This window comes from Ningiella algicola, from assembly GCF_028401415.2.
Lineage (GTDB): Bacteria > Pseudomonadota > Gammaproteobacteria > Enterobacterales > Alteromonadaceae > Glaciecola.
Genome location: NZ_CP171821.2, coordinates 2,096,916 through 2,110,169 on the forward strand (window position 1 = coordinate 2,096,916; position 13,254 = coordinate 2,110,169).

Annotated in this window: 9 protein-coding genes and 1 pseudogene; 7 read left to right on the forward strand and 3 right to left on the reverse strand. The window is 44.3% G+C overall.

Going from position 1 to position 13,254, the window contains the following annotated elements; all coding sequences use genetic code 11:
- Positions 1–47: 47 nt before the first annotated feature.
- Entirely contained in the window at positions 48–2,186 is a 2,139-nt protein-coding gene (locus PN836_RS09195; RefSeq protein WP_395344974.1) for a TonB-dependent receptor family protein, read from the reverse strand.
- Between the two features lie 172 nt (positions 2,187–2,358).
- Between PN836_RS09195 and PN836_RS09200 the strand changes: the two genes are divergently transcribed.
- Complete coding sequence (locus PN836_RS09200) at positions 2,359–5,673, forward strand: S41 family peptidase (protein WP_395344976.1); 3,315 nt, start codon at positions 2,359–2,361, stop codon at positions 5,671–5,673.
- A 114-nt stretch (positions 5,674–5,787) separates the two neighbouring features.
- On the opposite strand, the gene PN836_RS09205 is transcribed toward PN836_RS09200, so the two are convergent.
- Entirely contained in the window at positions 5,788–6,459 is a 672-nt protein-coding gene (locus tag PN836_RS09205) for a type 1 glutamine amidotransferase domain-containing protein (protein WP_395344978.1), read from the reverse strand.
- Positions 6,460–6,781: 322 nt separating this feature from the next.
- Here PN836_RS09205 and PN836_RS09210 point away from each other — a divergent pair, with 322 nt between their 5' ends.
- The 5 genes and pseudogenes from PN836_RS09210 to PN836_RS09230 all read left to right on the forward strand — a co-directional run bounded on the left by PN836_RS09210 (position 6,782) and on the right by PN836_RS09230 (position 11,083).
- Complete coding sequence (locus tag PN836_RS09210; protein ID WP_395344980.1) at positions 6,782–7,024, forward strand: RNA recognition motif domain-containing protein; 243 nt, start codon at positions 6,782–6,784, stop codon at positions 7,022–7,024.
- Positions 7,014–7,211 (forward strand): annotated as a pseudogene (locus PN836_RS09215) (VF530 family DNA-binding protein); the annotation flags it as partial. The gene PN836_RS09210 and the pseudogene PN836_RS09215, both read left to right, overlap by 11 nt.
- A gap of 220 nt (positions 7,212–7,431) precedes the next feature.
- Positions 7,432–9,228, forward strand: coding sequence for a glycoside hydrolase family 9 protein (locus tag PN836_RS09220; protein ID WP_395344982.1), 1,797 nt, complete (start codon positions 7,432–7,434; stop codon positions 9,226–9,228).
- Between the two features lie 976 nt (positions 9,229–10,204).
- Entirely contained in the window at positions 10,205–10,840 is a 636-nt protein-coding gene (locus PN836_RS09225; protein ID WP_395344984.1) for a hypothetical protein, read from the forward strand.
- A gap of 18 nt (positions 10,841–10,858) precedes the next feature.
- Positions 10,859–11,083 carry a hypothetical protein gene (locus PN836_RS09230; RefSeq protein WP_395344986.1) on the forward strand — a complete coding sequence of 75 codons (225 nt, stop codon included), beginning with the start codon at positions 10,859–10,861 and terminating at the stop codon, positions 11,081–11,083.
- Positions 11,084–11,100: 17 nt separating this feature from the next.
- On the opposite strand, the gene PN836_RS09235 is transcribed toward PN836_RS09230, so the two are convergent.
- Positions 11,101–12,252: a sterol desaturase family protein gene (locus tag PN836_RS09235; protein ID WP_395344988.1), complete on the reverse strand. Its 1,152-nt coding sequence runs from the start codon at positions 12,250–12,252 to the stop codon at positions 11,101–11,103.
- Positions 12,253–12,526: 274 nt separating this feature from the next.
- Here PN836_RS09235 and PN836_RS09240 point away from each other — a divergent pair, with 274 nt between their 5' ends.
- Positions 12,527–13,222 carry a hypothetical protein gene (locus tag PN836_RS09240; protein WP_395344990.1) on the forward strand — a complete coding sequence of 232 codons (696 nt, stop codon included), beginning with the start codon at positions 12,527–12,529 and terminating at the stop codon, positions 13,220–13,222.
- The last annotated feature ends 32 nt before the right edge of the window (positions 13,223–13,254 follow it).

The following is a 13,254-nucleotide window of genomic DNA, read 5'->3' on the forward strand; positions in this document are numbered from 1 at the left end:
TGTATTTAAGAATCAAGCCCAGTATGAGATATGTCAGTAACTACAGCTTATAATGTGAATCGGAAACCCGCATAATAAGTGCGTTCTGCCGCTGGCTCTATCCCATCATTACGAACGCGTGAGTAGTAATTCTCATCGAGTAGGTTATTAATCCCGGCATAGACTGACCATGATGCATTGATTTCATATTCCGTGCTTAAATCAAGGACTTCATATGCTGGAATTAGTGCATCAATTTCGTCAAACCCTTCGCCTCGTGGCTGATTGGAGTCTTGCCAGAATTGATCGTCTACCATGGTCGCTGTCAGCGCAGCGTTTAAGCCTTCACCGCTGTCATAGATAAGGCCCATTCGGAAAAGGTGATCGGGGGCAAAAGCAGGCGCATTGCCAACCAAAGCAGCATTATTGCTATTTACGATTTCTGCATCCAAAATTGAGCCATTGGCGAACAGCCGCAGGCTTTTTTCACCTGAGGCATTCGCAAACAAGTCAAATTCCACCGTAAATTCAACGCCTTGATGGCGACTATCACCTGAATTAACGCGGATAATGTCGCTGATATTCACCTGCTGAGTCTCAATTTTATTTTCAAAGTCGATGCGAAATAGACTGACATCAAAGTTAAACCCGCTGACCGGGGAGCTGCGCAAGCCAAACTCATAGTTTATTGCAGTTGACAAATCGGGGCCATTTTCACCGGCTAGTTCAGCATTGGGGTTTGCCACATCGTCAAACCTTTGCGGACGATAAGACTCCGATATGTTGGCATACAGCTGAGTGTTATTGCTCAAGCGATAGCTCGTGCCAAGGCCAAACAAGAGATCTGAATGAGTTTGGTCAATGTCCAAAGCGTCCCGATTGAGGCTAGGATTCTTTTGTATTTCTCTGATGTCGTAATTGACTCGCTCATATCTTAGCGTAGGCGAAACAGACCAATCACCGAATCGAAAAAGATTTTCCATAAATATAGCGGAATAAGTGATGACTCGGTCTTGGTCAAAGCGCAAGTCTTGCGCATCTTGTGCATTGGAGCGAATATCGTCACTGACATGTCTGGTTCTAGGGCTGTCGTCTCGATACAAGGTAGTGCCAAGCGTAAACAAGTGGTCAACTCCCCAGGCTGTCGCAAAACGAATATCTGCGCCAAAAGTGTCGAACTCTTGCTGATCAATATTGGTCGTGGATGGCTCGTTCGCAGGGTTGGTAAACTGCGCTGAACGTCTTGAAAAACGGTCTTGATAGCTATTCCATATCTTTGCATTCAAGGTCGCATCCGCACTCAACTGTTGTTCATATCGCAAAGCAGCGATGTAGCGCTCAATTTCAATGCGGTTGAAGGGCGTGAGCGTTTGATCTCTGTTTTGGTCGAATTCATCGGAGCTTAATCGCCCTGCCTCACCAGAATCCGACTGATAAAGGTCTAAATCAAAGCCTAACACCACGTCTTTAAATCCCGCGTATTCGATACCTACGTAACCCGCCGTTAATTCGTAATCCTCGTTTGTGCGCGGGCCATCGGCTTGACGATGATCGATACTTGCCATAATGCCCACATCACCTGAACTATAAACAAACTCATTGTAGGTGCTGTAAAAGCCTTCATTACCGAAGCTGTGTTCAGTGGAAGCTGAGTTTTCTGCACCTACTCTCGCTCGCTTAGTCACAAAGTTAATGCTTGGGCCTATTTGAGGGCCATACAGCAAACCTGCACCGCCACGGATAAACTGTGCGCGCTCGATACGCTGTGCAGCAGGTAAATAATAGATAGTGGCGTATCCGAACATATCTGAGGCAAGCGGGATCCCATCTTGAAAGAAGGCCACAAATTCAGATTCATGTGGATTGCCCAAACCTCGATAATTGACATTATAAATGCTGGGAATTTTTTGATCCGATACAAATATGCCGGGCAGCGTTGCAAATACTTGCCTTAGATTTGGCTCAACAAGTACCGGTTGATCGCTTAAATTGACTTCAGATACCTTTTTCCCCGCAAGGATTTTGCCTTCCTCTATTATGCTAAGATTATATGGAAAGCTTGCATCAGACGCTTGCCCTTGAATTTTGATTCGTTCAACGCTTTCATCCTCAAGCGGACTGAGCGCTACAGCTGAGTGAACATGAAATGACGAAAGGCCTGCGAGTACCAGACTGGCAGCAATACTACTCGTTCTAAATTTGCGCATATTGTCCCTGTTAATATAATTGTAAATAGTAATCGTTCGTATTTACGCATTATATGTGATATTGGTTTTATGTAAAATGAAATTTTCTTTGCAAAGCACAAAGCCATTTGTGCAAATGCGCGTATTGATTTTGAACAAAAACTCAATTTCTGTATTAGCTAAAGGTACTTTGATGAAATCACTCGCTTTTCGCGCCCTTGTGGTGCTGCCGCTTCTTGCCTCCTCTGCCACTCTGACGTCTGTGACATTCGCTCAAAATGCCAGCACTCAAAGCCCTAGCGCTCCTTTAGTATTGCAGCCAGCGCTTAGCCCTGATGGCGCAAAAATCGCATTTACCTACCAAGGGGATATTTGGACCGTCGAAAGCGACGGCGGAAGAGCAGACAGACTGACTATTCATGAGGGTTACGAATCGCGACCCGTTTGGTCTAATGACAGTGCATCACTTGCCTTTAGCAGCGACCGATTTGGTAACGATGACATATTTTGGATGCCGGAAAGTGGCGGAACGCCCGTTCGCCTAACGTACCATTCCGGCAACGATAGAGTGCTTAGCTTTACGCCAGACAATCAAATTTTATTTAACGCTAGACGCACCTATGCGCAAGTAGAACGCGAATGGGAGGTGCTGAGCATTGATTCACCCAGTGCAAGCAGTGGCGCAAGTGATGGCGCAGCCAACGAAATGCGCTTTATGGATGCCCTTGGCTTTGATGCAGTGGTATCTCCTGACGGTAGCAAAGTCGCATTTGTTCGTGGTACATGTCGCGTATCAAGAGAAGCTTACAGAGGGCCAGCGAACCGAAATATTTGGGTATATGACATTGAAGATGATAGCTATACACAAGTGACCACCTTCGACGGCAACGATTATATGCCTCAGTGGGTAAGTAATGACTCACTATATTTTATCTCAGCGAGAAGCGGAAAATACAATGTGCACAAAGCCGAGCTGGATTCAGACAATGAAGCACAAACAATTACCGCGCTTACAAACGAAACCAGTTTCGGCGTAAATCATTTTAGTGCCAGCGCTGATGGTGCAAAAATTGTTTATCAAAGTGCAGACAGAGTCTTTTCTATCTCGCCAGATTCGACCAACAAACAAGTAATTAACATCGACGTAAGAAGCGACTTTCGCTTTGACCCAGTGGTTGCCAAAACCGTTAGTAATAAAGTCGATGAATATGCCGTATCGCCAAACGGCAAATTGAGCGTGTACGTTCATAGGGGCGATATATATGTCACTCGAAACGATAAAGAAGACAAGCGCAGCGTTCGGCTTACACAAGGCGCTGCGCGTGATAGAGACGTCACGTGGTTAAATGACAACACCATCGTTTTTGTATCTGATCGAGAGGGTCAAAATGATATCTTTTTGCTGCGTTCTTCGGATAATGATGAGAAGAACATTTTCCAGAGTCTAAAACATGAAATTATTCGCGTAACGAGCAATGCACGAGAAGAGTTCGACCCGGTCGTGTCTCCCGACGCAAAGCGGATCGCTTTTCGCCAAGACAGAGGCATTCTGAAAACCGCCAACATATCTGAAGACGGGGTACTTTCGAAGGTAACCACCTTGCTTGACGGTTGGGATATTCCTTCTAAAGCATCATGGTCGCCAGACAGCATTTGGCTGGCGTATTCCTTATCCGATTTAAACTTCAATGAAGAAGTCTATATTCATGCCGCAGATAATAGCCAGGCGCCTGTGAACGTAAGCATGCACCCCAAATACGATAGTGACCCAATATGGAGTCCGGACGGTTCTAAACTTGGGTTTATTTCAATGCGGAACAACGGCGATTTTGATATATGGTTTGCTTGGTTAAGCGAAGCAGATTGGCAACGTTCAAAAGAGGAGTGGCGTCGACTCGATAAGCTTGATGATGAGCCCAGTAAAAAAACCTCTGATGACGATGAGGATAAAGATGACAAAGAACAATCAGAAGAAAAGCCTTTCGAAGCTATCACCATTGACTTCGACGGCATCTACAAACGTTTGTCTCAAGTCACCTCCTTTGCGGGTAACGAAACACAAATGCTCTTCGACAAAGAAGGGGAGCATGTGTATTACAGTACTGGCGGGCCCGGTCGTCAAAACTTTAAAGTTGATAGAAACTTATACAAAATTAAATGGGACGGCGAAGATAAGAAAACCCTCATTTCTGGCAACTTAGAGCCTTCACAGCTTGAACTTGATGAGAGCGGTAAACACCTTTATGCACTAGTAAAAGATGGCAAAATCGTGCGCGTCGAGACCAAGAACGACAAAAGCGAGTCGCTTAACGTGACATCGAAGGCCAAGATTGATTACGCGCAAGAGCGCGCGCAAATATTTGACGAAGCATGGCGCGCTTTAGGCGCAGGCTTTTACGATCCCAACTTCCACGGTCAAGACTGGAATGCCTTACGTGATAAATATCGCAATCTTGCTTTAAAGGCCTCGACCAAAGAAGACTTCCAATATATGTTTAACTTGATGCTAGGTCAGCTAAACGCTAGTCATATGGGGCTATTTAGAGGCGAGAATCAAAAGCAAACACAAAAACAGCGCACTGGTCTTTTAGGCATTGAAGGCAAAGCGTCTGATGCGGGTTTTGAGATCTTAGGCGTCGTACCAAATACGCCAGCAGACAGAGTAGAAAGTAAGCTTGCAGTGGGAGACATCATTACCGAAGTCGATCAGCAAAGCGTTATTGGTGAGAACTTCTATGCCTTGCTTGGCGATGCGGTAAACAGCCCGGTTCTTCTCAACGTTAAACGAGCAGCAAATGGCAACAGCGAAGAAGTGATCATTTGGCCAACAGATTCCTTAAGCAATGCACTTTATGATGATTGGGTCGAACAGCGACGACGATTAACCGACGAATACTCTAAGGGGAAATTGGGTTATTTGCATATTCGCGGCATGAATTGGAGTAGCTTTGAGCGCTTTGAGCGCGAACTCATGGCGGCAGGATACGGAAAAGAAGGTATTGTGATAGACGTACGTTACAATGGCGGCGGCTGGACAACCGACTATTTAATGGCAGTACTTAACGTAAAACAACATGCCTATACCATCCCCAGAGGCGCAACTGACGATATTGACAAAAATCACCGTGAGTTTAAGGATACCTACCCCTTTGCTGAGCGCCTTCCCCTTTCAGCATGGACTAAACCTTCAATTGCTTTGAGCAATGAAAATAGTTATTCCAACGCAGAAATATTTTCACATGCTTACAAAGCGAACGGCATCGGCAAGCTGGTGGGTCGCCCCACTTTTGGCGCGGTGATAAGTACCGGTGGTCAATCGCTTGTGGATGGTTCATTGGTTCGCATGCCCTTCAGAGGCTGGTGGGTAAAAGAATCAGGAGAAAATATGGAGAAAGTGCCTGCGGTGCCAGACATTGAAGTCTTTAATCCGCCCGCTTACAAGGCAAAAGGCATTGATCCGCAGCTCAAACGTGCGGTGGATGAATTACTAGCAGATTTGCCAAATTAGGATATCACCACGGTCAATTGGAAATTTCATGCGCCTAGGTGCGATGTTAGTCACCGCCCTAGGTGTGTTAGATGGAAGCCTTTAGAACACTTCAATTTGGTACATCCGCGTAACTTACGCTTTTAGTTGCTCCACAAGCGCCTTTCCCACTGCATGAGCACTTGCTGGGTTTTGACCCGTAATCAGGCGTCCATCGACGATTACAAACTCTTGCCAAGGCTGCACTTTACTATAGCGCTGAGCGTTTCGAGCCAACTCCTCTTCTAACAAAAACGGAATATCGTTAATAGTGTCAAAGTCAATTTCCTCTTCTCGAGTAAACGCAGTAACAGATTTATCCTTCAGTAGCTTCTCACCGCTGGACAAAGTAATTGGCAGTAGGCCTGCGGGGCCATGACAAACCGCAGAAATTATGCCGCTACTTTCATATATTGAGGCAGAAAGACTCGCTACGTCCTCGTCATGCGCCAAATCTGAAAGTAATCCAAAGCCACCTGGGTAAAAGACGGCGCTGTAGTCTGAAGCATTAACTTGCGATACGGGGATAGTATTCTCAATACGATTTATGAATTGTTTGTCGTCGAGCACTTTGGCGTTGACTTCATCATTTTCGGCATCAGTACCATACAAAGGTGCTTTGCCACCTGCTTTGGATGCAATATCATAATCGACACTTGCTGAATTCAAGACGTCCACCACGTGCGTTAGTTCAGGCGCATACGTGCCATTAGCTTGATCCGTTTCACCAAGCGTTGCATGGTTGGTCACTAAAATAAGTACTTTCATTGTTAATCCTGTTTCGCTTTTTTAAATTGTCGAAGCATCTTAAACAATTCCATAAATATTGATAATACCTTAATTCGTAAAATCATTATTGCAATATAGCAACAATTGAGTGTATATGAGATTCTAACTTCGTTATGATGGGAAGTATGCTTGAACAGCTCTTCTGTGTTTTTTTTGGGAATGCATTATCTGCTAAGTTTGCGAATCTTCTTAAAAGCCTGTTGCTCTTTGCTGTATGAATTTGGCCGATGAGGCTTATAACTCCAAGTAAGCCTTAAAATGCGTTAAACTCACGCATCTAATTTTTTGGCTATTAAAATTAATGAAAATACTCATACGTAATTTATCTAGAAGCACTAGTGAACAAAGCCTGAATGGCTTGTTTAGCGAATTCGGTGCCGTGCAGTCATGCAAGCTAGTGCTCGATGCCACTACGGGTAATTCAAAAGGCTTCGCCTTTGTTGAGATGCCAAAAGCAGGCGATGCAAAGGCCGCTATCACGCAATTAAACGGTAAAGACTTAGACGGCATGAAAATAAGAGTGAAAAAAACGAATGAGCAATGACCCGCTGCACGGCATTACTTTACAAAAACTAGTAGAAGAATTGGTAGATAAATACGGCTTTGAGACGCTAGGAGAGCGGTTCAAGTTTCGATGCTTCACTCATGACCCCTCTATTAAATCCAGCCTAAAATTTCTGCGCAAAACACCTTGGGCGAGAAAAAAGATTGAAGACTATTACGTCGAGTCAAAAAATAGCTAACTGAATGCTTGGTAGAGGAACATGGGCTCCTTTCTCTTTTCTCGCTCCAGCTCTAAGAAGCTGCAAATCTATACAATTGATTTGGATTGAGTCCCTGTATATATTGGATTAATTAATTAAGTATCTTTATTATATTTTTTGTTTTTACAGTCAGGCAGTAGTCCTTGACTGATAGTCTATGTAAATTCTCACACGGCGGTTTCGTAAAATGATTTATCGTAACAACGAAAAGCTCAACTTTGCTACATTACTTTCTATTTCTTCATTATTCTTGTTTTCATGCGGCGGAAGTGGCGGCTCTTCAACAAGTCCACCAACTGCACCACCGGCTCCAACGCCTCCTCCTGTAACACCACCTGAGACCGGGATAAGCGATACCGACCAACTCATCAAAGTCAATCAGGTTGGATTTTACCCAAGTAGTCAAAAGCTTGCGATTGTGCCGGAAAATGGGGCAACTGAATTCACCATATTGAATAATCAAGGCGAGCAAGTTCTTCAAGGGGTGTTGTCTGATGAGGCAACTTGGAACATGGACGGTCGTCCAATGCGCATTGCCGATTTCTCCGAGTTGAATACCTCTGGCACATATACTGTGCAAGTTGAGGGCGTGAGTCCGTCTCATCCCTTTCAAATTGGCGATGACATATTTGAAAACGTGCACGATGCGGTGCTTAAAGCTTACTACTTCAATCGCGCAAGCACTGCACTAGAACAAAGCTATGCAGGGGACTGGCAACGCCCTAGCGCTCACCCGGATACGAACGTGCTGGTGCATAGATCTGCTGCATCTGCTGAGCGACCAGAAGGCTTTAGTATAAGCTCACCAAAAGGCTGGTATGACGCAGGTGATTATAATAAGTATATTGTCAACAGTGGCATATCGACCTACACCTTATTGGCGGCTTATGAGAATTTTTCTGCATTTTACGACTCACGCAGCTTGAACATTCCTGAGTCGGGTAACGCGCTTCCCGATATCATTGATGAAATATTATGGAATGTGTCATGGATGCAAACCATGCAGGATCCAAATGACGGCGGCGTGTATCACAAACTCACTGCTTTAAACTTTGAAGGTGCCCTAATGCCACATGAGGCGACTGCTCAGCGCTATGTCGTTCAAAAAGGAACATCAGCCGCACTTAACTTTGCCGCCGTCAGCGCACAAGCTAGCCGCATATTTTCATCCATTGAGTCTCTCAAGTCGATGTCTGCAGAGCTGCGCGCTGCCTCGCTAAGCGCTTGGCAATGGGCAAAATCAAATCCAGATGTACCGTACATTCAACCAAGCGATGTATTCACAGGACAATATGGCGATAGTGATTTCTCAGACGAGTTTGCATGGGCAGCGGCAGAGCTGTTTTTACTCACACAAGATACGGCTTTTTTAGATGAATTTATCGCTTTAGACGTGCCTGCAACGACTCCCTCATGGCCACAAGTGGGTAGCTTAGGTCTACTGTCTTTACTTAATCAAGGGCAATCTCTTTTAAGCCAAAGCCAATACAACGACATAAAAGCGAAGGTTATCGCCTTTGCCGACCAAGTTGTTTCTGATCAAGATAACGCCTATAGCGTTGGCATGACGCAGAACGATTTGATTTGGGGAAGTAATGCCAGCGGTCTCAACAAGGCCATTATGCTTTTGCATGCCGCGCAATACGCAGATACTGATTCCACCGCATACATAAATGCTGCCCAAAGCTTCGTGGATTATGTGCTTGGTCGAAATCCAACGGATTATTCCTACGTCACAGGGGTAGGCTCATTTAGTCCGATGGATCCTCATCATCGTCAGTCATTTGCAGACAGCATAGCCGCGCCAGTACCTGGTTTTGTTGTAGGAGGTGCTCAGCCTGGGCAACAGGACGGCTGTAATTATCCGTCTAACGAACCTGCGCGGTCGTATCTCGATGATTGGTGTTCATATTCCACCAATGAAGTGACCATCAATTGGAATGCGCCCATGGTGTATGTGCTAGCGGCGCTTGAAAATCAGTAAAGCTCTGTTTTTTCACATATAACGGTATCGATATGGATAAAATAGCGGTGTTGTTAAAGTCTTAATATTCAAGTCAAGCGCCCATAACCCTATTGAAACGACTAAAGAGCAGAACTAAAGAGCTTAAGCGACAGTTGGCGTCTTTGCCACAAAACGAAGATAAAACAACCTCGTTGAATGAACTCGAGTTAATTTAAAGCCAAATGGCCGGTTCTCGATGTCACAACAGCTGTTAAGCATAGCAAATCACTGCCTGTTGTGATCTCATAATTAACCTGAATCCTGTTTAAGAAATGGTGCAAGCGCTTGTTTCACATACTTAAATCAATTTTTACACTCAGTGCTGCTAGCATTGTGAAGTACAAGGCGCAAAAGTCACGTAATAGTTAACCTCAACTCGGGATAAGCGATAGTGCAAGTGCATGTTTTAAATATGTATTTATTAAATTATCACCAAGTAGTGATAAAAAAGTGAAGTGCAAGGCGCAAAAGTGATGTAATAGTCATTCTATTGCTCGCTTTTGCAACGCAGTAATTCGCGTTTTTAGCGCTACTTGGCGCTGTCGCTTATCCCGAGTTGAGGTTAGTTATTCTATTGCTGGCTTTTGCAACGCAGTAATTCGCAATTCTAGCGGTGCTGAGCGCCGTTTCTTAAACAGGATTCAAGTTAATAATACAATAAAAGGTATTCCAACGTAGTGGCATAGTAAGTGCACACTGCATGCAGATTATTGCACCTTGTTCAAAAACGCTGAAAGTCTAGTTTGTGCCGCGGTTTAGGGAACTAAATGAAACAAACGTATTCAATATAGTATACGCAACCTTAGTTACTTTACTGACATTGAGTGGCTATGTATCTGAATGAACAGCTTGTGCGCTCCTGTTTATTGTCCTCACGTAAAGAGGTATTGCTATGAACGCTAATTTGATACATCAACTTTTCAAGCCTAGGACTACACCAACAACATTGCAGCAAATGCACCGTATTTTTGGCTTGCTTGTTTTACTCCTTCCTTCAATTACTTTGGCCTCTGACAACCAAGATGAGGACTGGCTCAAAGCCCTTAAAAGCGATAGTTTTGATTCTTTTATGGTAGCCGATAGCGTCGCTTTACCCAGCTCAAAAAAGATATTCATAGAGGATGTCTCTGTCAGCTTCGACAAAATGTGGCTGCGCAAGTTTAGAAACGAAACGGGCAAGCGTTATCAACAGAGAATTCAACAGCGCTACGCATTGATGCTAAGAGAGCATCTGGAAGAAAGCTTAACGGCAGCCAGATGGACACTTTCTAACGGTCCACAACAAGACGCTTTAACATTAAGCGCGCAGTTTAAAGACTTAGACATAACTGGGCCACAGCAATCTGTTAAACAACACATGCTCGTGCGCAGTGTAGGAAAAGCATCCATTTTTTTAGAAGTAAAAGGAACCGATGGAAAAGCCTTTTTTACGCTCGAAGACCGCGGGGATGCCGGCGGTTTGTCAGGGCAACTGTTTGAGACAGACCCTGCGATGAATTACTCTATGTTTAGTAAGTTGGCCGATACTTGGGCGTCTAATTTTGTCGCGTATCTGAATATCACTACCGAGACGGTTATGGGGCAAACTTAAGTAAGATTGTATTAACAAATGGATTCATTGGCCCTTGCAGGGATTGCTGGTCAGCTCTTCGACAGCTCTGACGGACTCAGTATTCGAGATATAAATCAAGGTGTTGTTAAATTGATGCAGACCCATGCATGTGACAGCAAAGTAGCGCGTCAATTTGAAAGCAATTTACTTAACTACTGGAACAAGCATCAGCCTCAGACGCAAAAGTATGCTGACAGGCTTAAAAAGGCACTGAACAACTAATTAGAGCGTGTTTATATTTAGCGCTTAACTAATCGTCTAAATGGATACAGCACTTGACCAACAAAACTACTGGGAAGCTTTTTAGTGGTGCCGTAGTCTGCTGGCCAATGATCGCCAGGCATGTGCGCTGTGCCAAACAAATAGTCAAACAACACCGTGTGAGCCGAGTAATTGGTATCTATTGCAGGCTTTTCTGAGCTGTGGTGCCAATGATGAAATTGTGGCGTAACAAATATATAACGCAAAAAGCCAAATGAAAACTTCAAATTGCAGTGAATAAGGACGGCCTGAAGCGCAGCAAAGCCAACATAAATGTCAAGTGCCGTTTGGTCAGCCCCAATTAAATATAGTGGGATCATCACCATGGCACGTTCAGAAAAGATTTGTACAAAATGACCACGCGAACCTGCTAGCCAATCTAAGTTTTCAACAGAGTGATGTACTGCATGCACGGGCCACAAACACTTCACTTCATGAAACCATCGATGTTCCCAATAAAGGACAAAGTCAGCGAGCAATATAATCAGCACAACTTGAAGTAAAATGGGCATATCTCGAACGAACTCATGCACCTGCTCATTTAGCGCCCAGTCAAAATGGCTTGCGTGATAGTTTGCATAAATAAGAATGGCCGAAATGGCCAAGTGATTAAAACAAAAATAAAACAGATCGAGCGCCCACTCTTTTCGCAGAATCACTTGGTTCTTATATTTAGGAAATAGCTTCTCTAGCGTCATAAAAATGAAAACAGAACCCAGAAAAGCCAATATCAGCCAATCCACGCCTAGGCTCAAACGAATCGGCTCCACAGGGCCAACGGGTATCTTATAGCCACCTAGTGCAAAGGCAATTGAGGTCAAAAGTATTCCTGCAAACCCCATGCGCTTGAACTTTCCCAAAACAAATGTGAGCACACCAAAAAAGAGCGAAAAATACATGCCGTACTTTAAAATTTGCTGGAGGTCTTTTGCATCGTATGCTTGACGTAGTTCGATTGTGGTCAAGTATGCAGGAAAAAGGTAGGCTAAAACGGCGAGCAGACTCAATGCACCAAGAAATACGCTCACATATCCACTTATCTTCCCTTCACCAAAACGAAATGATCGTGCAACATCCAATTCTACTTCTCTATTTTGATACTCGTAATTGAGTTCGTTTTGTTTTGCCATTGTTGCTTCCGTTCCGATTCGCTGCCAAATAAGTACACCAAAACTATACACGCAATTTTAGAAAATGGTAAAGAAAACAAAAAGTATCAAATTTATATACTTTAAGTAGAAGATTTTCACGCTGACGCATCTTTGCACACATCACTGCTGATTCTGCCTTTACCCTCGTAAACACGCTCCCCAACGGTTTTATATGAAATACACCATTCGAGGTATGCGCAAATATATATCGAGTTATATGCTTTAAATTCTCACATCAAAAGGGAATTATTCGATGCGTATTCTTACTATCTTATTAGTCTGTGCCATATCAATATTAGTCAGCGCTAACTCACATGCAAACAACTGTGAAGCGGTGGTTGATGCCAGTCAACTAGCAGATATCCGCGACGGTGCGGATATGTTCGGCAACTACGCCAATGGCTGGCTTTTCGCAAAGGCCGGCAGCATGTTATGCCAGCCTTTGGAGGACAGCGAGACCTTGCGCTGCACAAGCGAGGATCGCGCCGAACTTGTCAGCATGGCGAAAGACCGCACACTGGTCAGTGGCATTAAAATATCAACTTCCGATTTTCAGGAGTTTCTTATTTATCCAGACGGACGCTTTGAGTGTTCAGACAGCCTTGCTGGTGTAAAAGACTTACAAAAGAAACAGCGCGGCCCTCAAGAAGTGTGTGACATATTTCATGACACACTGGAAATTTACGAGCGTCTTGAGCAAAGTGTATTGCATACCGAATTTGCAGGCGCAAAACTATTTTTAAGGCACGGAAACATTGCCTGCACTCAAAAGAATGAAAGCGAATTGGTGTGCCTTAGCGATGACGAATCTGAACTTATTCTTCAGGCGCCTGGAAGTCCGATGCGCGGTATTCGCACATTTGGCGTAGAGACCGTTGAAATGCAGTTTGATGCGGATGGCAACCTTGGTTGTGGCGCGCTATCAGAGCTTGAAAAATATCGTAATTGAGATAGGACGAACTTAGTGCAAAGCATCACACT